Origin of the sequence: Corynebacterium otitidis ATCC 51513 (assembly GCF_000296405.1) — a bacterium.
Lineage (GTDB): Bacteria > Actinomycetota > Actinomycetes > Mycobacteriales > Mycobacteriaceae > Corynebacterium > Corynebacterium otitidis.
Genome location: NZ_JH815192.1, coordinates 50,643 through 69,498, shown reverse-complemented (window position 1 = coordinate 69,498; position 18,856 = coordinate 50,643). Strand labels below are relative to the sequence as shown.

The 18,856-nt window shown below is 72.6% G+C and carries 16 protein-coding genes; 8 read left to right on the top strand and 8 right to left on the bottom strand.

All coding sequences use genetic code 11. The features are described 5' to 3' along the window. Nucleotides 1-205: 205 nt before the first annotated feature. Nucleotides 206-1,525 carry a DUF349 domain-containing protein gene (locus tag HMPREF9719_RS00330; RefSeq protein ID WP_004601826.1) on the bottom strand — a complete coding sequence of 440 codons (1,320 nt, stop codon included), beginning with the start codon at nt 1,523-1,525 and terminating at the stop codon, nt 206-208. A 38-nt stretch (nt 1,526-1,563) separates the two neighbouring features. Between HMPREF9719_RS00330 and miaA the strand changes: the two genes are divergently transcribed. From miaA to HMPREF9719_RS09290, 3 genes are all read left to right on the top strand, one after another. Next, nucleotides 1,564-2,478, top strand: coding sequence for a tRNA (adenosine(37)-N6)-dimethylallyltransferase MiaA (gene miaA, locus HMPREF9719_RS00325; protein WP_004599951.1), 915 nt, complete (start codon nt 1,564-1,566; stop codon nt 2,476-2,478). Between the two features lie 20 nt (nt 2,479-2,498). Beyond that, a complete protein-coding gene (dapF, locus tag HMPREF9719_RS00320) occupies nt 2,499-3,344 on the top strand; it encodes a diaminopimelate epimerase (RefSeq protein ID WP_174269515.1) in 846 nt (281 codons plus the stop codon). Nucleotides 3,345-3,559: 215 nt separating this feature from the next. Beyond that, on the top strand, nt 3,560-3,778 hold the full coding sequence (locus HMPREF9719_RS09290) for a hypothetical protein (protein ID WP_004599949.1): 219 nt from the start codon (nt 3,560-3,562) through the stop codon (nt 3,776-3,778). Between the two features lie 98 nt (nt 3,779-3,876). Here HMPREF9719_RS09290 and HMPREF9719_RS00310 read toward each other — a convergent pair whose 3' ends face one another. Both HMPREF9719_RS00310 and HMPREF9719_RS00305 read right to left on the bottom strand, forming a co-directional pair. After that, nucleotides 3,877-4,413, bottom strand: a complete 537-nt coding sequence (locus HMPREF9719_RS00310; protein ID WP_004599948.1) for a hypothetical protein — start codon at nt 4,411-4,413, stop codon at nt 3,877-3,879. Between the two features lie 70 nt (nt 4,414-4,483). After that, entirely contained in the window at nt 4,484-5,227 is a 744-nt protein-coding gene (locus HMPREF9719_RS00305; protein WP_004599947.1) for a hypothetical protein, read from the bottom strand. Nucleotides 5,228-5,331: 104 nt separating this feature from the next. On the opposite strand from HMPREF9719_RS00305, the gene hflX reads away from it, so the two are divergent. Then, entirely contained in the window at nt 5,332-6,870 is a 1,539-nt protein-coding gene (gene hflX, locus HMPREF9719_RS00300; RefSeq protein ID WP_004599946.1) for a GTPase HflX, read from the top strand. Here hflX and HMPREF9719_RS00295 read toward each other — a convergent pair. Then, nucleotides 6,867-7,409, bottom strand: coding sequence for a carboxymuconolactone decarboxylase family protein (locus HMPREF9719_RS00295; protein WP_004599945.1), 543 nt, complete (start codon nt 7,407-7,409; stop codon nt 6,867-6,869). The genes hflX and HMPREF9719_RS00295 overlap by 4 nt on opposite strands. Before the next feature lie 39 nt (nt 7,410-7,448). Further along, nucleotides 7,449-8,156, bottom strand: coding sequence for a transcriptional repressor LexA (gene lexA, locus HMPREF9719_RS00290; protein ID WP_004599944.1), 708 nt, complete (start codon nt 8,154-8,156; stop codon nt 7,449-7,451). Nucleotides 8,157-8,339: 183 nt separating this feature from the next. Between lexA and HMPREF9719_RS00285 the strand changes: the two genes are divergently transcribed. After that, nucleotides 8,340-8,681: a hypothetical protein gene (locus HMPREF9719_RS00285; RefSeq protein WP_038082683.1), complete on the top strand. Its 342-nt coding sequence runs from the start codon at nt 8,340-8,342 to the stop codon at nt 8,679-8,681. 108 nt (nt 8,682-8,789) lie between these two features. After that, nucleotides 8,790-9,236 carry a transcriptional regulator NrdR gene (nrdR, locus tag HMPREF9719_RS00280; protein ID WP_004599942.1) on the top strand — a complete coding sequence of 149 codons (447 nt, stop codon included), beginning with the start codon at nt 8,790-8,792 and terminating at the stop codon, nt 9,234-9,236. 65 nt (nt 9,237-9,301) lie between these two features. Here the strand turns inward: nrdR and hrpA are convergent, their stop codons facing one another. Beyond that, nucleotides 9,302-13,216: an ATP-dependent RNA helicase HrpA gene (hrpA, locus tag HMPREF9719_RS00275; RefSeq protein WP_004599941.1), complete on the bottom strand. Its 3,915-nt coding sequence runs from the start codon at nt 13,214-13,216 to the stop codon at nt 9,302-9,304. Nucleotides 13,217-13,352: 136 nt separating this feature from the next. Between hrpA and HMPREF9719_RS00270 the strand changes: the two genes are divergently transcribed. Next, nucleotides 13,353-14,255: a hypothetical protein gene (locus HMPREF9719_RS00270; RefSeq protein ID WP_004599940.1), complete on the top strand. Its 903-nt coding sequence runs from the start codon at nt 13,353-13,355 to the stop codon at nt 14,253-14,255. A gap of 60 nt (nt 14,256-14,315) precedes the next feature. On the opposite strand, the gene HMPREF9719_RS00265 is transcribed toward HMPREF9719_RS00270, so the two are convergent. Together HMPREF9719_RS00265 and HMPREF9719_RS00260 are read right to left on the bottom strand one after the other, a co-directional pair. After that, a complete protein-coding gene (locus tag HMPREF9719_RS00265; RefSeq protein ID WP_004599939.1) occupies nt 14,316-16,871 on the bottom strand; it encodes a DEAD/DEAH box helicase in 2,556 nt (851 codons plus the stop codon). 88 nt (nt 16,872-16,959) lie between these two features. Then, complete coding sequence (locus HMPREF9719_RS00260; protein WP_004599938.1) at nt 16,960-18,018, bottom strand: PAC2 family protein; 1,059 nt, start codon at nt 18,016-18,018, stop codon at nt 16,960-16,962. Nucleotides 18,019-18,258: 240 nt separating this feature from the next. On the opposite strand from HMPREF9719_RS00260, the gene HMPREF9719_RS00255 reads away from it, so the two are divergent. Beyond that, nucleotides 18,259-18,856 (top strand): DUF4192 family protein (locus HMPREF9719_RS00255; RefSeq protein ID WP_004599937.1); only part of this gene is annotated, 598 nt, incomplete at its 3' end.

Here is an 18,856-nt window from a genome sequence, read left to right as displayed (position 1 = left end):
CGAGGCGAGGTCCGCCGCGGAAGGCGAGCGCCCCGCCGGCGGCGACGAGCGCCGCGGCGACGCCGACCGGAAGAGCGACGAGGCCTAGCGCCCCGGGCGCGGCCGAGGCACCCGGCCGGGGATAGCCGGTACGTAAAAGTAACCGCCCCACCTCCCGACGGGAGGCGGGGCGGCGTCGTTTTTGATTGCGGGCCGCGGCCGCTGCTTAGCGGTCCTTGAGCGCCTCGTCGGCGGTGCGGGCCCACTCGCGCCACTGCTCGGCCTGCGCGCTGAGCTCCTCGGCCTTTTTCTCCTTGCCGGCCTTCGCGGCGTCGGCCGCCTGCCTCGCGAGGTCCTCGGCGCGGCCGGCGAACTGCTCGACGCGGGCGCGGGCCTCGGGGTCGGTGCGGCGCCACTCGGCGCGCTCCGCGTCGGCGACGCGCTCCTCGAGGCCGCGGATCTTCTCCTCGTAGGCCTGCTTCTTCGAGCGCGGCACGAAGCCCGCGTCCTCCCAGCGCTCCTGCAGCTCGCGCAGCAGGCCGCGCGCCTCGTCGATAGAGCCGGCGGCGTCGATGCGCGGGCCGTAGCTCTCGAGCAGCTCGTCCTTGGCCTTGGCGTTAGCCTCGAACTCGCGGTCGCGCTCCGCCTCCACGGCGTGGCGCCGATCGAAGAAACGGTCCTGCGCGGCGCTGAAGCGCTCCCAGAGGCGGTCGTCCTGGGCGCGCGGCGCGTGGCCGGCGGCCTTCCACTCGCGCATCAGGTCGCGGAACTTCCTGCCGGTCTCCGCCCAGTCCTCGGAGTCCTGGATCTCCTCCGCGGCGGCGACGAGCTCCTCCTTGCGGCGGCGCGCCTGGGCGCGCTGCCGGTCGAGGTCCGCGAAGTGGGAGCCGCGGCGCTGCTTGAACGCCGAGCGCGCCTTCGACAGCCGCGCCCACAGCGGGCGGTCCTTGCTCCTGCCCGGCCCGTCGATGGAGCGCCACTCCTCGACGATCGCGGCGAGCCGGTCGCCGGCCGCCTTCCAGTCCGTCGACTCCGCGGCGATTGTTTCGGCCTCCTCGGCGAGCGCGGTTTTGCGCTCCAGGGCCCGCTTCGCGGCCTCCTCGCGGTCGCGGTCGAAGCGCTCCGCGACGGCGAAGGAGTCCTCGACGATGCCGTCGAGCCGGCGGCGCAGCGCCTCCCGGTCGCCGAGCACCGCCGCTGTCGGCAGGCCCTCGGCGATCTCCCGGGCAGATGAGCGGATCGCGGCCGCGTCGCCCGGCTGGTCGCGCAGCCGGCGCTCCAACATGTCGACCTCGGTGCGCAGGTCCTCGAAGCGGCGCGCGAAGTGCCTTAAGCCCTCGTCCTTCGAGCCGGCCTGCCACTGGCCGACCTCCCGCTCGCCGCCGTCGACGAACGCGAGCACCCGGCCCTCGTCGTCGATGCGGCCGAACTTCTCGGGCGACGGCCCCGTGGGGCCGCCCGGGCGCGGCGCCTTCCTAGCCCCGGCGCGGCCGGCGAGGTCGCCCGGGGAGGGGATGCGGCGGTGCGGAGACCCTGGTGTAGTCATGGCGTTCACCATACCCGGCGCGGCTAGGCTGGCGGCCGATGACTTCGACGAATTCCCTTGCCCCGGTCGCCGTGTTTGGCCCCACCGCCTCCGGCAAGTCCGCCCTCGGGCTTGAGCTCGCCCACCGCCTCGGCGGGGAGGTCGTCAACGTCGACTCCATGCAGCTCTACCGGGGCATGGACATCGGCACCGCGAAGCTGAGCCCCGAGGAGCGCGAGGGCGTGCCGCACCACCAGATCGACGTCCTCGACGTTACCGACGCCGCCTCCGTCGCGGCGTACCAGGAGCACGCCGTCGCCGACGTCGAGGCGATCATGGCGCGCGGCCGGGTTCCCATCCTCGTGGGCGGCTCGATGATGTACGCCCAGGCGCTCGTCGACGACTGGCACTTCCCGCCCACCGACCCTAAGGTGCGGCGCCGCTGGTATGAGCGCCTCGACGAGGTCGGCATCGACGAGCTTCACCGCGAGCTTGCCGAGCGCGACCCCGAGGCCGCCGCGAAGATCGAGGACCGCGACCCGCGGCGCACCGTGCGGGCCCTCGAGGTCATCGAGCTCACCGGCAAGCCGTTCAAGGCGAGCCAGCCGCCCAAGGAAGCCCCGCCGCGCTGGGGCACCAGGCTCTTCGCCCTCGAGGCGCCGGGCGAATGGCTGCGACCCCGCATAGCCAGGCGCACCCAAGGGATGCTCGAGCAGGGCCTCGTCGAGGAGACCGAGGGGCTTATCGAGCGGGGGCTTGAGCGCGACTCGACCGCCGGGCGGGCCATCGGATATGCCCAGGTGCTCGACCACCTCGCGGGCCAGCTCCCGGGCGAGGAGCTCGGAGAGCGCATCGAGATGGCCACCCGCCGCTACGTGCGCCGCCAGCGCTCCTGGTTCCGCCGCGACCCGCGCATCACCTGGCTTCCCGCGGCCGAGAACCCGGCCGAGCGGGCGCTAGACTTGCTCGCATGACCACGAGCAGCGGCGAACCCATCGCCTTTAGCAAGGGCCACGGCACCGAGAACGACTTCGTCATCGTCGCCGACTACGGCGCCGAGGAGGAGCTCGCCCCCGACACCGTGCGGGCGCTGTGCGACCGGCGCGCCGGGATCGGCGCCGACGGGCTCCTTCGCGTCGCGCGCGGCGGGGCGCTCGTCGAGGCCGGGGAGCTCGACATCATCCCCGAGGGCACGAGCGCCTCGGACTGGTTCATGGACTACCGCAACGCCGACGGCTCGGTCGCGGAGATGTGCGGCAACGGGCTTCGCGTCTTCGCCCACTGGCTCGCCGCCCGCGGGCTCGTCGACGAGGACACCTTCACCGTCGGCACGCGCGCCGGCGCGAGGAGGGTGACGGTGCACGCCGCCGACGAGCGCGCCGCGGACGTGAGCATCGACATGGGCGAGCCGCGCCTCGGCGGGGAGGCGACCGCCTCGATGGGGCCGTGGACGCTCTCCGGCTACGTCGTCGACGTCGGCAACCCGCACCTCGCCGCGGTCATCGGCGGCCTGGACGCCGAGCGGCTCGCGGAGCTTGAGCTCACCGCGCCCGCGCTCGACCCCGCGCAGTTCCCCGCGGGCGGGAACCTCGAGCTCGTCACGCCGCTCGCCGACGGCCGGGTCGACATGCGCGTCTGGGAGCGCGGCGTGGGCGAGACCCGCTCGTGCGGCACCGGCACCGTCGCCGCGGCGCGCGCGGCGCTGCTCTCCGGCGGCCGGGAGACCGGCGACGTCGTCGTCGGCGTGCCCGGCGGGGAGGTCGCCGTGCGCGTCGAGCCCGGCCGCGCGGTGCTGCGCGGGCCCTCACGGCTCGTCGCCGAGGGCCGCGCCACGCTGTAGCCGGCGCGTCACGCCCCTTCCGGCGAGCTCCCATCGCGCCAGGAAGGACCCGCTTCGCGCCGCCGGTGAGCCGGATGAGCCGCGGCCTCTGGGACAGCGGTGTCCGCCTTGTGCAATTAAAGGTAGCGTCGTGGTGCCGGCTGCTGAATCTGCGGCCGGAGCGGCGTGGTGAGCCGCGCCGTGGACCCGGTGAACAGGCGAAAACAAGGGGTGTCGTGACAAGTCAGCCGGATAAACCAGTGTGGTCCTACGTCGCGAAAACCGTGCTGATTGCTGCCGTATGCTTCTGCGTTGGCGTCGGCGTCGTGGCGGTGATCGTCGGCGATCTGTCCGACGCGCTAAGGAGCTATGGCGGGTACATCGTGGTGATCGCCGCCGTCATTCCTGCCGTATCGCAGCTCTTCCTCTACCAGCGGGATCGAGGAGCTCAGTAACCCTAGGACGCGCCCCGGTGTCGGCCGAGGCCATCGCGGCGCCGCGATGGCTCCGGCGGGCACCGGGGCGGGTTTTTCTGTCGGCGTTCCCGCCGGGCTCAGTGAGCGCCCTCGCCGCCCTCGGGCCCGAGCTCCAGGGCGCGCTCCCTCGCGTCGCGCCACGCCTGCTGCAGGGCGGCGGCGCGCTCGTCGGCGACGTGGAGCAGGCCGCGCAGCCGCTTCGCGGACAGCTCCTCGAGCGAGAGCTTGTCGAGCCTCGAGAGGAACTGCTCCGCGCCGGCGGCCAGCTGGTAGAAGCGCGCGATCTCCGGCACGGCGGAGTCCTCGTCGAGCAGGGCGGGGCGCTTGAGCGTCCGGTCGGCGAGGTGGTCGGCCTCGGGGGAGTGCGTGAAGTCGTCGAGCGCGCCAAGCACGTCGGAGATCTCCCGGCGGCACTCGCCGAGCGCGTCGGCGAGCTCCCACACGGCGGTGGAGTCCTGCCTCGTGGCGCGCGCCGCGAGCCCCGCCAGCACGAGCCCGAGCAGCCCCGCGATGATGAGACCGGGCAGGCGCAGCACGACGACGAGCACCGCCGCGGTGAGGAGCACCGCGGCGACGCCCGCGAACCAGGCGGGCAGCCTCGAGCCGTCGCGCATGTCTAAAGAAACTCACCTGCCTTGGCCAAAGTTCCCCGGCCCCGAAGCCGGGAGGCGGCGCCGGGTCCGCCTAGTGCCCGCCGCAGCCGCAGGAGCCGCCCCCGCAGCCGCACGCCCCGCCCACGGGGTTGAGCAGGGAGCCCGCCATGACCGCGGTGCCCGCGACGACCGAGCCCTTCTGCGGCAGCTCCTCGCGGTCGGGCAGGCACACGTCGAACGCGAACGGCCCGTCGACGGTGGCGTGGATGAAGCGCTGACCGGTCAGCGCGTTGTGCCGGTACTCGGCCTCGAGCACCTCGGCGGAGAACTCCGCCGCCGCGTCCGGGGTCGCGTGCCCCGAGCCCGAGGCGACGAGCTCCGCGCCGGGGGAGAGAAAGAGGCCCAACACCTCGCCGGTGGCGGTCTCGTAGTCGAGCGCCGAGTCGTAGCAGTCGGCGTCGACCATGAGCGCGGTGAGCGCGACCTGCTCGAAGGTGAGCCCCTCGGAGTCGGCGATGAGCGGGCCCTGCGCGAGGTTCGCCGTCAGAGAGGCGACGTCGTTGCCCGCCCCGTCGACGACGTTGAGCAGCGCGATGACGTCGCTGAGCATGGTGACGTTCGCGAACGCGAGGCTCTCCGAGCGGAAGCCCGCGAACGTCGCGTAGGGCTCTGCGGCGAGGATGTTGATCTGCGCGCCCGAGCGGTCGCTGAACTGCACGAGCTGCCCGCCGCGCACCTCCCCGGCGACGGTGAGGTTGTTCGACCCGATCGCAGCCTCCACGGCGTCCTGCCAGCGGGGGAACTTCAGCCCGATGCTCACGAGATCAGCGTTCATGCCTCCGTAGCCTAGCCCTAGGGGCAGCGGGGAGGGAAGAAACCTGCGGCCCGCGGCGCTGTGGCCGGGTAGGATCGGCCCCACAGCTAGGCCACAGGAGGACAATGGCAAGGACAGACTTCGGCGCCGCCGGCGCCAGCCCCCGGGGGAGCGAGCCCACCACCGGCGAGCTCGACCTCGAGTCGCGCAACGCGCTGCGCCACATCGGGCGCGGCACGGAGATCACCCGCACCGAGCAGCAGGACGTCTACGAGGTCGAGTACCGCAAGCTCCGCCTCGAGAAGGTCGTGTTAGTCGGAGTGTGGGGCGACGCCACCGCCGACGAGATCGACGCCTCGATGCAGGAGCTCGCAGCACTTGCGGAGACCGCCGGCTCCGAGGTGCTCGAGATCCTCTACCAGCGCCGAGACCGGCCCGACCCCGGCACCTACGTCGGCTCCGGCAAGGTCGCCGAGCTCGCCGACGTCGTCGCCGCGACGGGCGCGGACACCGTCATCGCCGACGGGGAGCTCAGCCCCGGCCAGCTCGTGAGCCTCGAGGAGAAGCTCAACGCGAAGGTCATCGACCGCACGATGCTCATCCTCGACATCTTCGCCCAGCACGCCTCCTCGAAGGAGGGCAAGGCGCAGGTCTCGCTCGCGCAGCTCGAGTACCTCTTCAACCGGGCCCGCGGCTGGGGCGGGAACCTCTCGCGCCAGGCCGGCGGGCGCGCCGGCTCGAACGGCGGCGTGGGCCTGCGCGGCCCCGGCGAGACGAAGATCGAGACCGACCGGCGCCGCATCCGCGCGGAGATGGCGAGGCTGCGCAAGGAGCTCGCGCACATGAAGACCTCCCGCGAGGTCAAGCGCGCCAAGCGCGGCGGCTCGCTCGTCCCGCAGGTCGCGGTCGCGGGCTACACGAACGCCGGGAAGTCCTCGCTCATCAACGCGCTGACCGGCGCCGGGGTGCTCGTCGAGGACGCCCTCTTCGCAACCCTCGACCCGACGACCCGGCACGCGAAGCTCGCCGACGGGCGCAGCGTCACGTTCACCGACACGGTCGGCTTCGTGCGCCACCTGCCCACCCAGCTCGTCGAGTCCTTCAAGTCCTCGCTCGAGGAGCTCCTCGAGGCCGACGTCATGGTCCACGTCGTCGACGGCGCGGCCGCGATGCCGCTCGCGCAGATCGAGGCGGTGCGCTCCATCGTCGCGGAGGTCGCCGAGGACGCCGGCCAGCCCGCGCCCCCGGAGATCCTCGTCGTCAACAAGATCGACGCCGCCGACCCGGTGACGTTGGCGGAGCTGCGCCACCAGCTGCGCGAGTGCCACTTCGTCTCAGCGGCGACGGGCGAGGGCATCGACGAGCTCGAGTCGGCCATCGAGCTGTTCCTCAACTCGCTGGAGACGAGGGTGCGCCTGCTCGTGCCCTACACCCGCGGCGACGTCGTCTCCCGGGTGCACCGGCTCGGCTCGGTGCTGGGAGAGGACTACATGCCCGACGGTACCGCCATCGAGGCGCTCGTGCCGTCGAGGCTCGCCTCGGAGCTCGCCGAGTTCGCCCGGGAGAACGACCTCGAGCTCACCCTCGGCGGCGCCGAGGACTCGGCCGGGGCCGACCGCGAGGAGGACGGCCTGGGCTCGAGCGGGGAGGCCGCCGCGAGCTAGCCCTCGGCGCGCTCCGCGGCCTCGACGGCCCGCGCGGCGTGCGCGAGCGCCGCGGTGAGCGACGCGGCCGTGACGGCGTGCCACACGCCGTCGTCGGTCAGCCCCGCGTCGCGGGCGCGCTCGGCGTGCTCGCGGAGGCACACCTCGCAGCCGTTGACCGCGGAGACCGCGAGCTCCCAGACCTCCCGCTCGGGCAGCGGGCCCTCGGTGGTGGCCTTGCTGCGCATCCCGAAGGGGTGGCGCTCGAAGCCGAGGAAGTGCTTCGCGCGGTGGCCGACGTTGTTCATCGTCATCGTCGCGGCCAGCGCGCGCAGCTGGGCGCGCTCGTCCTCGTCGAAGACGGCGCGCGCGTCCCGCTCCGCGGCGTCGGCGACCGCGGCGCTGGCCGTCGCCCCGGCGGCGGCGTAGACCGCGCCGACGAGGCCCTTGTCGCTGAACTCCGCACGCTGCTCGAGGCGGCGCCAGTTGCGCGAGAGGTCGCTGCGCTCGCCGAGGACGCGGTCGGTGAGCTCGATGACGGACGCGATGACGGATGACACGGGGACTCCTCCCTTCGCCGCGCGCCTCAGGCGGCGCGGCTAGAGCTTGCGCATGACGGTGACGACCTTGCCCATGATCGTCGCGTCGTTGCCGTTGATGGCGCGGTAGTCGTCGTTGTGGGGCAAAAGCCACACGCCGGTGCGGTCGCGGTGGAACTCCTTGACGGTCGCCTCCCCGTCGATGAGCGCGGCGACGAACTCGCCCTTCTCGGCGACGGGCTGGCTGCGCACGACGATCCAGTCGCCGTCGAGGATGCCGGCGTCGATCATCGAGTCGCCGGAGACCCGGAGCATGAACAGCTCGCCCTCGCCGACGATGTCGTGCGGCAGGGGGAAGTAGTCGTCGACGTTCTCCTCGGCGAGGATCGGCGCGCCGGCCGCGATCGAGCCGACGAGCGGGATGTAGCTCGCCGGCACGGAGCCCTCCGGGGCGGGGGAATCCTCGGCGCCCGCGGCGGGCTTGGCGGGCGCGGCGGAGCGCACGCCCACCGCGCGGGGCTTGTTCTGCTCCCGGTGGAGGAAGCCCTTCGCCTCGAGCTCGCTGAGCTGATAGGACACCGAGGACGTCGACTTCAGCTCCGCGGCGATGCCGATCTCCCGGTAGGTGGGCGCGTAGCCGCGCTCCTGGAAGGACTCGGTGATAAACGAGAGGATCGTGCGCTGCCTCGGCGACAGCGAGCTCATGTCCGGGGTGCCGTCGGCCGGGTCGAACGTCGGCCGGGAGGCGGCCTTCGGGGTCCTGGGCACGGTGCTTGTCCTCCTTGCCGGTCGATTCTCCCGGGGCGCGGCGGACTCGAGCCCGCCACCGGGGCGTTTTCCGAAGCTTAACACGCGTGTTCGAACGGGGAGGCGGCGGTTCGAACGGCGGTTCGTTCGATTACGTGTTCGAAAACGTCCGCGATTCGTGCTAGCGTTCGAATCATCGAACAGATGATCGGACGCCGGCGGGTCGCCGCCGGCAACAAGAAGCACGACGGAAAGGCGGGATCGGTGATGAGCACGATGGTTCGATGGGACGGGCGCCCCGAGCGCCCGGCGGTGTGGGACCCGGCCGCGGGGCTCGGCGCCAGGCGCCGGGTGCGCACGCTCTCCGTCGCGGAGCCCGCCGCCCGCCGGAAAGGGCGCGCGCGGCGCGGGGAGGGCTGGCGCTCGTTTCTCGTCGGCGGGATCTTCGGGCTCGTCGTGCTCGCCGGGGGAGCGGCGCTCGCCGCCGACGAGGACCCGGCCGGCGCCCCGCCGGTGAGCGCATCGGCGTCGGCGGTCCTCGGCTAGGGGCCGGCGCGCCGCGGCGGCTAGGCTTAAGTCCGCCCGGCGCGGCGCGAGAGCGGCCCCCGGGCGAGCACTATTGCCGACGCGCGAAGTGAGCCAGGCGAGTTTTTCGTGTATTGCCCGTTCTGTAACAGCGACCAGTCCCGCGTGCGGGACTCCCGGATCGTCGAGGACGGCTCGGCGATCCGCCGGCGCCGCGAGTGCCTCTCGTGCAAGAAGCGCTTCACCACGCTCGAGAAGTCCGTCCTGCTCGTCGTCAAGCGCAACGGGATCACCGAGCCGTTCAGCCGCGAGAAAGTCATCCGGGGCGTGCGGCGCGCCTGCCAGGGCCGGCACGTCTCCGACGACGCGCTCAAGCGGCTCGCGCAGACCGTCGAGGAGACGGTGCGCAAGGAGCACAGCTCCCAGGTCAACGCCAACGACGTGGGACTGGCGATCCTCGAGCCGCTGCGCGACCTCGACGAGGTCGCCTACCTGCGCTTCGCGTCGGTATACAAGTCCTTCGACTCGGCCGAGGACTTCGCCCGCGAGATCGAGGCGATGCGCCAGGCCCGCTAGCCCGGGCCAACGCCCGAGCCCCGGCCGCCCCGACCATCGAGTGCGCGGCCGGGGCCTTTTTGTGTCTAGAGCTTCCCGATGGCCTTGCGCACCCGCTGCACGGAGACGGTCTGCGCGGTGCCGAGCCGCTGCGCGAAGAGGCTCACCCGAAGCTCCTGGAGCTGCCACGCGATGGCCGCGACCTTGGGGTTGCGGGGGCCGAGCTTTTTCTTCTTCGCGGCGGCGGCGAGCTCGTCCTCGAGGGCCTGGACCTCGTCCTGGCGGTCGAGGTCGCGGTCCGGGTCGAGCCTCATGTCGCCGAGTCGCACCTCGATCGCCTGGAGGTAGCGCGGCAGGTGTTTGAGCCGCTCGATGCCGTGGACGACGAGCGCGTTTGTCGGCAGGAGGAACTCGAGCTGAGCTTTGATGTCGTCGATCGCCTCCCCGGAGCGCCCGGAGATCTCCCGGGAGACCCTGTCGTAGGCGACGAGCGCCGGCGCGAGCGCGACGATCATCTTGCGGGCCTCGCCGGGCGCGCGGCCGCGGACCTCCGCCTTGAGCTTCTCGAAGCCGGCCGGGGTGCGCTCCGGCCCGCCGAGCGCGTTGAGGAGGTCCCTCGTGGCGGCGACGCGCGCGTCCTCGGCGAGCGCGTCCGCGCCGCCGTGGGGGTAGTTGTCGACGGCGACGCGCTGCTGGAGCGGCAGGCCCTTGACGAGCTGCGGGGTCTTCACGGTCACGTCGCGCAGCAGGAGGGTGAGCGTGCTCGCGGTGAGGCGGGCCTCGGCCTCGCGGCGGGTGGGCATGACCTTGCGGGCCACGCCCTTTTCGGTGACGAGGAGGGTGGGGTAGCCGGCGATGTCGTGCCCGTCGACGCGGGTGGTGACCTCCTCCTTGATCTCGCCGAGGGTGTCGTTGGTCCACTCCTTGGCGTTGGCCTCCTCGCCGCCGGCGAGTCGGCTCACCGAGCGGGTGATCTGGCCCGACTGCCGGTCCTTCAGCGCGGCGAGGTCCTTATCGGAGTCGACGACGCGGCCCTTCTTGTTCACCGCGCTGAACGTCATCTTCAGGTGCGCGGGGAGCTTCTCGGGGCGGAAGTCCGAGGCGTCGATGCCCGCCGCGCCGAGCCGCTTGAGCGCGGCGGCGAGCGCCTCCTCCGGGGAGCCGTCGTCGGGCGTGGCGATCTCGAGGGCGCGGGCGTCGAAGTCGGGGGCGGGCACGACCCCGCGGCGCAGGCCCTTGGGCAGGCTGCGGATGAGCTCGGTGAAGAGCTCCTCGCGAAGCCCCGGCACGAGCCACCGGAAGGGCGCGGGGTCGAGGGAGGCGAGCATGGGCACGGGCACCTCGACGGCGACGCCGTCGGTCGCGGCGCCGGGCTCGAAGCTGTAGGAGAGGGCGAGCCTGCGGTCGCCGACGGGCCAGGCGTCGGGGAAGTCCGCCGCGGTGACGGCGCCGGCCTCGTCGGAGTCGAGGAGCTCGTCGAGGGAGAAGTCCAGCAGGCCCGGGTTGTTCTTGCGCTCCTTCTTCCACCACTTGTCGAACTCGGAGGCGCGGGTGACGGAGGCGGGCACGCGGCGGTCGTAGAACTCGAAGAGCGCGTCCTCGTCGGCGACGATGCCGCGGCGGCGGGCCTTGTCCTCGACGTCGGCGGCCTCCTCTAAGAGGCGGCGGTTGTGGGAGAGGAACTCGTGGTGGGCGTCCCAGTCGCCGCCGACGAGCGCGTGGCGTAGGAACATGTCGCGGGCGAGCTCGGGGTCGTGGGGGTGCAGCGAGACGGTGCGGTCGGCGACGATGGTGAGCCCGTAGAGGGTGATCGACATGTGCACCATCGCCTGGCCGCGCTTGCGGGACCAGAACGCCTCCCCGAAGTGGCGCTTGAGGAGCTCCCCGCCGAGCTCCTCGACCCACTGGGGCCTGATTGCTGCGACCTCCCTCGCCCACAGCCTGGAGGTGTCGACGAGCTCGGCGGCCATGATCATCTCCGGGGTCTTCTTCGCCACCCCGGAGCCGGGGAAGATCCGCAGCTTCGAGCCGCGCGCCCCCTGGTAGTCCTTGGAGTTCCCGTCGCGCACCGCGATCTGCGGCAGCAGCCCGGACAGCAGCGACTGGTGGATCGCGTCCCGGTCGGCGTCCCGGCGGCCGTCGTTATCGGCCGTGCCGGTGCCCTCCCAGCCGAGGTCGCGGGTCGCGCCGCGCAGCTGGCGCACGAGGTCGCGCCACTCGCGGTAGCGCACGTAGTGGAGGAACTCCTCCTTCATCATGCGCTTGAGCCCGTTGCCGGAGCGGTTCTTTCGCTGCTCGGCGAGGTAGTCCCACAGGCCCAGGTAGCTTAAGAAGTCGCTGGCGGTGTTCTTGAAGCGCGCGTGCAGCTGGTCGGCGCGCGCCTGCTGCTCCAAGGGGCGCTCGCGGATGTCCTGGATGGACAGCGCCGCGACGATGACGGTGACCGGCTCGAGCACGAGGCGGCGGTGCGCCTCGACGAGCATGCGCGCCATCTTCGGGTCGACGGGAAGCCGGGCGATGTCGCGGCCCACGCCGGTGAGCCGCACGTCGGCGGCGTCGGGCGCGGTGATCGCCCCGAGTTCGGTGAGAAGCGTGAGCCCGTCTTTGATGGCGCGCGCCTCGGGCGGGTCGACGAAGGGGAACTCGCGGATATCCCCGAGCAGCAGCAGCGCCATCTGCAGGATCACGCTCGCGAGGTTGGTGCGGCGGATCTCCGGGTCGGTGAATTTTGGCCGGGAGTCGAAGTCCTCCTCCGAGTACAGCCGGATCGCCACGCCGGGCGCGATGCGCCCCGAGCGCCCGGAGCGCTGGTTGGCGCTGGCCTGGGAGACCGGCTCGATGGGCAGGCGCTGGACCTTCGTGCGCGTCGAATACCGCGAAATGCGAGCCGTGCCGGTGTCGACGACATAGTGGATGCCCGGCACAGTGAGAGAGGTTTCGGCGATGTTCGTCGCGAGCACGATGCGCCGCCCGGAGTGCGGGCTAAAGACCCGGTGCTGCTCCTGGTTGGAGAGTCGGCCGAAGAGCGGCACGAGCTCCACGCCGCGGCCGAGCTTCTTTGACAGGTGGTCCATCGTCTCGCGGATTTCCCGCTCGGAGGCGAAGAAGCACAGGATGTCGCCCTTGCCCTCGGCCATGAGCTCTTTCACCGCGGCGAGCACCCCTTCCTGCTGCTCGACCTGCACGAGCCGCCCCGAGGGCTCCTCGGCCTCCAGGGGCCGGTAGCGCACCTCGACGGGGTAGGTCCGCCCGGAGACCTCCACCACCGGGGCGGGCTCGCCGTCCGAGTCCGCGAAGTGCCTCGCGAAGCTCTCCGGGTCGATGGTCGCGGAGGTGATGATGACCTTGAGGTCCGGGCGCTCGGGGAGCAGCCGCTTGAGGTAGCCGAGCAGGAAGTCGATGTTGAGGGACCGCTCGTGGGCCTCGTCGATGATGATCGCGCTGTAGCGCTCCAGCCGGCGGTCGCGCTTCATCTCCGCGAGCAGGATGCCGTCGGTCATGAGCTTGATCGCCGTCGAGTCGGAGACCTTGTCGTCGAAGCGGATCGCGTAGCCCACCGCCGAGCCCACCTCGGTGCCGAGCTCCGAGGCGATGCGCTCGGCGACGCTGCGCGCCGCGATGCGCCGCGGCTGGGTGTGGCCGATGATCCCGCGCCTCGCGAGGCCCAGCTCGAGGAGCATCTTCGGCAGCTGGGTGGTCTTGCCCGAGCCCGTCTCGCCGGCGACGATGACGACCTGGTTGTCCGCGATCGCCTCTTTAAGGTCGTCGGCGTGCTCCGCGACGGGCAGGTCCTCGGGGTAGCTCACCTTAGGCAGCGCGGCGACGCGCGCCTCGTTCGCCGCGAGCGCCGCTTCGAGGTCCTCGCCGATCGCGGCGAGCGCCTGCGGGCGGCGCGCCTTCTTCAGCCGGCGGCGGAAGCGGCGCTCCTCGGAAATCGTGAGGCCGCCGAGCCGGTCGTAGAGCTCGGCCTTGTCGGGGGCGGGGGAGGTCGCGTCAGTCATGTCTGGGCACCCATTCTACGAGGCGGGCCACCTCGCCAGGCGGGCCCACCCGCCCGGCCGATAGCCTGGGAGAAGAAGGGCCGCGGCGCGCCGCGCCGCGATCGGCCACGACGATAAGCTTGGGAGGAAACACCTCATGACGAACTGGCCGCCGCGCCACCCGGAGGACGACTGGGCCGCGGACTTCGCCGCGGAGGAGCCCGCGCCCGGCGGCGCGTGGCCGCCCAGGCCCACCGAGGCCCTGTCGTGGGCGTTTCGCGCCGGGCTGAACAACGCCGGCGTGTGGCTTACCGCGGGGCTCGCGCTTGGCGCGGCCGCCGGGTTCATGCAGGCGTTCGTCGGCCCCAACATCGAGCCCGGCCAGATCGACGAGGCGGCCCTCGCCTCGCTCGCGCGCGGCGCGGTGACCTACTCGCTGCTCGCCTCGGCGCTGGCGCTCCTCGTCGCGCCCCTCGCCGTCACCGCGGCGCTGAGGCAGGTCGACCGGCCCCGCCTCGACTGGGGATCGGCGCTTCGCGGCGCGAACTACGGGCCGACGTTTCTCACCCAGCTGCTCGCAGGCCTCGCGCAGCTCGCCGCGCTCGTCGTCGTCTCCATGCTCGCCGCCCCGATCATCGGCGGCGCGCTCGCGGCGGGGCCCGGCGGCGCGGCGATCGCCTCGCTGCTCAGCGTGCTCGTCGGGGTCGCGGCGCCCATCCTGCTCGCGCCGTTTCTCATCTACTGGCAGTTCTTCGCCGCCGACCGGCGCGCCACCTTCGGGCGCGCGATCGCGCTCGGCGCCGCGCTGGGGCGCGCGGCCTACAAGCCGACGGTCGGGCTCGTCGCGCTCGTCGTCGGCTACGGGATCGTCGTCTCGCTCGTGGTGGGGCTCGTCTCCGCGGCGGTGGCGCCCGCCGGGCCCACGGCCGTGGCGGTCGTCTCCTCGGCGTTGTCGGCGGCGGCGACGCTGCCGGTCGCGGCGCTTTCGGCCGCGCACCTCTTCCGCCAGGCCGTCGGCGGCCCGCTGCCGCCCGCCGGCGAGGCGCCCCGCGCGCTCTAGTAGCGCGGCCCCGGGGGAGTGAACGACGCGGCCCCGGTGCACGGTCGGGCCGGATTAAGGCTAGTTCTCCTCGAAGCGCAGCTCCGCGAAGCGCACCTCGCCGGCCTCGTCGGAGGCGTCCAGGTCGACGACGCCGCTAAACGCGTAGCCGCGCTCGTCGTCGGGGTCGCGGAGGATCTGGCGCACCGGCCAGCGGCGCCCCTCCTCCTCGATGTGCACGTATCCGGGGCCGCGGGCCTCGGGGCCGGTGTCGACGTCGTCGAACTCGTCGAAGTAGTCGTCCATCGCGGCGGGGAAGTCCGGCCGCTCGTCGAGGTACTCGGTGATCCGGTCGAGCTCCTCTTCCCGCTCGTCGGCGAACAGCGTGACGAGCCTAAAGAGCGCGTTGCGCACCATGATGCGGAACGCCCGCCGGTTCGCGGTGAGCGCGTCGGGGTCCTCCACGCCGAAGGCGACCTCCCGGTCGACGCGCTCCTGGCTCACCGGCTGGTCCGGGTCGGCGAGCTCCGCCCACTCGTCGACGAGCGAGGAGTCGACCTGGCGCAACAGCTCCCCGAGCCAGGCGAGGATGTCGTCGATCTCCTCGGTGCGGTAGGCCTGCGGCAGGGTGTGGCTGAGCGTGCGGTAGCAGTCGGTGAGGTAGCGCAGCACCACCCCCTCGGAGCGCGCCAGCCCGTAGGCGGAGATGAGGTCGGAGAAGGTCATGGCCTTCTCGATCATGTCGCGCAGCACCGACTTCGGGGAGAGCTCGAAGGACTTCGCCCACGGCGCGCCCTCCCGGAACGTGTCGAACGCGTCGCCGAGCAGCTCGGTCAGCGGCTTGGGCCAGGTGATGTCCTCCACCCGGTTCATGCGCTCGGCGTAGTCGACGCCGTCGGCCTTGAGCTCGGCGATCGCCTCGCCGCGCGCGGCGCGCTCCTGGGCGACTAACACCTGGCGCGGGTCGTCGAGGATCGACTCGAAGACGCTGACGATATCCAGGCTGTAGGTCGGCTCCTCGGGGTCCAAGAGCTCGAGCGCGGCGAGCGCGAACGGCGCGAGCGGCTGGTTGAGCGCGAAGTCCCCGTCGAGCTCCTGGGCGAGCTCGAAGACGGGGAACGTGCCCGCCGGCCCGGTCACCTCGCGCTCGGCGACGATGCCCGCGGTGACCATGCCGCGCAGCAGCTCCACGGCGGTGAGGATGTCGTCGTTCTGCTGGGCGCGGGTGTTGTGGCTGCCGCGCAACAGGTGGCGCGCCACCCGGTAGCCGACCGGGCCCTCCTCGTCGACCGTGGCCTGCTTCGGCCGGGCCAGCAGGTTGATGAGCATCGCGTTGCTCACCCGGAACCTCGAGCGCAGCTGCTCCGGCTCCTTCGCGACGAGCTTGTCGTAGGTGTTGCGGTTCCACGACACCGAGCCCTTCCTCGGGCTCTTGAGCTTGAGCTTCTTCGCCTTCTTCGGGTCGTCGCCTGTCTTCCTCCTCGCGCGGGCGTTCTCGATCTCGTGCTCGGGCGCCTCGATAAGCACGGTGCCCTTCGTGTCGAAGCCGGCCCGGCCCGCGCGCCCGGCGATCTGGTGGAACTCGCGGGAGTTGAGGATCCGCTCGCGGCGCCCGTCGAACTTCGCCAGCCCCGTGAACAGCACCGTGCGGATGGGCACGTTGATGCCCACCCCGAGGGTGTCGGTGCCGCAGATGACCTTGAGCAGGCCCTTCTGCGAGAGCCGCTCGACGAGCCGGCGGTACTTCGGCAACAGTCCCGCGTGGTGCACGCCGATGCCCTGGCGCACGAGCGTGCGCAGCCGGCGCCCGAACGTCGTCGTGAACCGGAACGAGCCGATCTCCTCGGCGATCTGACGCTTCTCCTCCTCGGAGACGATGGAAAGCGAGGTGAGCGCCTGGGCGCGCTCGGTGGCCTCCTTCTGGGTGAAGTGCACGATGTAGATCGGCGCCTGGCCGCCCTTGAGCGCCCGCTCCACCGTCTCGTGGACCGGGGTGTCGACATAGGAGAAGTCGAGCGGCACCGGCCGCTCGGAGCCCTCGACGAGGTCCGTCTCCCGGCCGGTGCGGCGGCTTAAGTCGCCGCGCAGCGCGGCCGTGTCGCCGAGGGTCGCGGACATGAGGAGGAACTGCGCCTGCGGCAGCTCGATGAGCGGCACCTGCCACGCCCAGCCGCGGTCCGGGTCCGAGTAGTAGTGGAACTCGTCCATGACCACCTGGTCGATGCGGGCGTGCGGCCCTTCCCGCAGCGCGAGGTTCGCGACGATCTCCGCGGTGGCGCACACGATCGGCGCGGACGCGTTCACCGTCGAATCCCCGGTCATCATGCCGACCTTCTCGGGGCCGAACGTGTCGCACAGGGAGAAGAACTTCTCGCTCACCAACGCCTTGATCGGCGCGGTGTAGAAGGTGCGCTGGCCGCGGGCGAGCGCCATGAAGTGCGCCGCCGCGGCGACCAGCGACTTACCCGAGCCCGTCGGGGTGGCGAGCACGACGTTGTCGCCCGCCGCGAGGCCCAAGATCGCCTCCTCCTGGGCGGGGTAGAGGCTGATCCCCTGCTCGCCGGCCCAGGCGCGAAACGAGTCGACGATCGCCTCGTCGACGTACTGCTCGGGCACATCCGTGAGATCGGGGAGCATGGCGCTGAGAGTCACGCCACCCACTCTAACGGCGCGGCAGGACAAGGCCCGGAGCCGGGCGCGCCCGGAGGACGGGTTAGGGCCCTAGCTACCGCTGGTCGTCGTCGTCCCCGCCGTCGGCGTCGCCGCTGTCCTCGGGGTTGCCGTCGCCCTCGTTCTGCCCGCCGTCGGGCTCGCCGGGGCCGGCCTCGCCGCCCTTGCCGTCCTCAGACTTGCCGCCGCGGCCCTCGTCGAGCGCGGCGAGGAAGCGCTCGAACTCGTCGCCGATCTCCTCGCTCGAGGGGATCTGCTCCGCGGAGCCCGACTCGGGCAGCGCGCCCATCTGCCGGTACTTCGCGACCTCCTCGTCGTACTGCCGCTCGAGCGCGCCGACGACCTGCTGGATCTCCAGGGAGTCGGCGGTCTGCTCCGCGAGCTGCTCCGCGACGCGCTGCTCGTCCTTCGAGAGCGCCAGCAGCGGCAACTCCAGCTGCCCGGCCTGCGCGACCCGCTCGAGGAGCTTGCGCATCGCCTCCGGGTACGGGGAGGCCGCCACGTAGTGCGGCACGTGCGCGGTGAAGCCCGCGACCTTCTTGCCCTTGCGGCCCAGGTGCCGCTCGAGCTGCAGCGCCGCCGCGCCGGGCACGGCGATCTGGCCGGGGAAGCGCACCGCGTCGCCGACGAGCTCCGCGGAGTTGCCGTGCGCGGTGACCACCAGCGGGCGGGTGTGCGGCACCGTCATCGGCGCGGCGTAGAGGCACACCGTCTGGGTGACGTGGAACTTCTCCGCGAGGCCGGCGACCGCGTCGATGAACGAGTTCCACTTCAGGTCCGGCTCGGGGCCGGTGAGCAGCAGGAAGGGCGTGCCCTTCGTGTCGCGCAGCACGTGGAGCTCGAGCGAGATGTCCTCGACGTCGGTCACGGAGCTGCGGTCCAGCGTCGTCGTCGGGCGGCGGGAGCGGTAGTCGATGAGCTCGTCGAGGTTGAAGGACGCGACGAGCCGGTTGTCCAGCGCGGCGAGCAGGTGGCGCGCGGCGCCCGCCACCGCCTGCCCGGCGTCGGCGTAGCCCTCGAGGGCGACGACGAGGGTGATGCTCTGCTCCTCGCCGCTGGGAAGCTCGGGGGACGGGTACTCGAGCCCGTACATGCGGCTGTGCTCGTCAGCCATTGGCTACCTCCTCATCAAGCCACCGTTAGGGTCTCGGCCGCGGCCCGGTGGCCCTGGGGGTGTCGCGCTCGGCGCGCCCGGGGCCGCGGTCGGCGGTGTAGACACCCAGGATAACGCCCTGCCCGGACCCGGTATTCCCGCCGCGCTGTGGATAACTCGCCGTGGTGCGGCCCGCGCTCCACAGGCAGAGCGGCCGCCGGCGCTGCGCCGAGGCGGCGCCGCGGGCACCATCCGGTAGCCATGGAGACCACACCGACGCCGCCCGCGGGCGCGGCGATCAGCGGGCCGGGCGGGCTGCTTGCCGCCCTTCCCGGGCTGCTCGGCTACTTCCCCCGCGACGAGCTCGTGCTCGTCGGCCTCGAGCGCGGGCCCGGTGGCGCGGCACTCGGGCCGGTGGCGAGCCTGCCGCTTCGCGAGCACGCCGGGCAGCTCGCCGCGGCGGCCGCGATCGCAGGAAGCGTCGGCGCCCCGCCCGTGGGGCTCGCACTCGGCCCGGGAAACGCCGGCGCGGCCGCGCGCCTCCTCGTCGACGGCTGGCGGGCTGCCGACCCCGCCAAGTGCCGGCCCCGACCGGAGCCGGTGTGGCACGCGGCAGAGCTCGCCGTGGGGGAGCGCTATCGCCTCGCCGTGCTCGGCGGGCGCGCCGCCCCGCGGGAGGCCGGCCCGGCCGGGGAGGGGCTGATCCCCAGCGTCGCGGCGTCCCCGGCGATGGCCGCGCACCTCGCCGCGGGCGAGCTCCCCGAACTCAGCCGCGAGGAGCTCTTCGCCCCGTACCGCCCGGCCCGCGCGGGCGGCGCGACAGACGAGACGCCCGGGCGGCTCGAGGAGCGGGCCGCGG

Bases quoted from the DNA above. Each gene is read 5' to 3' on its own strand.
- HMPREF9719_RS00330 (WP_004601826.1), bottom strand. From the start codon at position 1,525: ATGACTACACCAGGGTCTCCGCACCGCCGCATCCCCTCCCCGGGCGAC.
- miaA (WP_004599951.1), top strand. From the start codon at position 1,564: ATGACTTCGACGAATTCCCTTGCCCCGGTCGCCGTGTTTGGCCCCACC.
- HMPREF9719_RS00310 (WP_004599948.1), bottom strand. From the start codon at position 4,413: ATGCGCGACGGCTCGAGGCTGCCCGCCTGGTTCGCGGGCGTCGCCGCG.
- HMPREF9719_RS00305 (WP_004599947.1), bottom strand. From the start codon at position 5,227: ATGAACGCTGATCTCGTGAGCATCGGGCTGAAGTTCCCCCGCTGGCAG.
- hflX (WP_004599946.1), top strand. From the start codon at position 5,332: ATGGCAAGGACAGACTTCGGCGCCGCCGGCGCCAGCCCCCGGGGGAGC.
- HMPREF9719_RS00285 (WP_038082683.1), top strand. From the start codon at position 8,340: ATGATCGGACGCCGGCGGGTCGCCGCCGGCAACAAGAAGCACGACGGA.
- hrpA (WP_004599941.1), bottom strand. From the start codon at position 13,216: ATGACTGACGCGACCTCCCCCGCCCCCGACAAGGCCGAGCTCTACGAC.
- HMPREF9719_RS00270 (WP_004599940.1), top strand. From the start codon at position 13,353: ATGACGAACTGGCCGCCGCGCCACCCGGAGGACGACTGGGCCGCGGAC.
- HMPREF9719_RS00265 (WP_004599939.1), bottom strand. From the start codon at position 16,871: ATGCTCCCCGATCTCACGGATGTGCCCGAGCAGTACGTCGACGAGGCG.
- HMPREF9719_RS00260 (WP_004599938.1), bottom strand. From the start codon at position 18,018: ATGGCTGACGAGCACAGCCGCATGTACGGGCTCGAGTACCCGTCCCCC.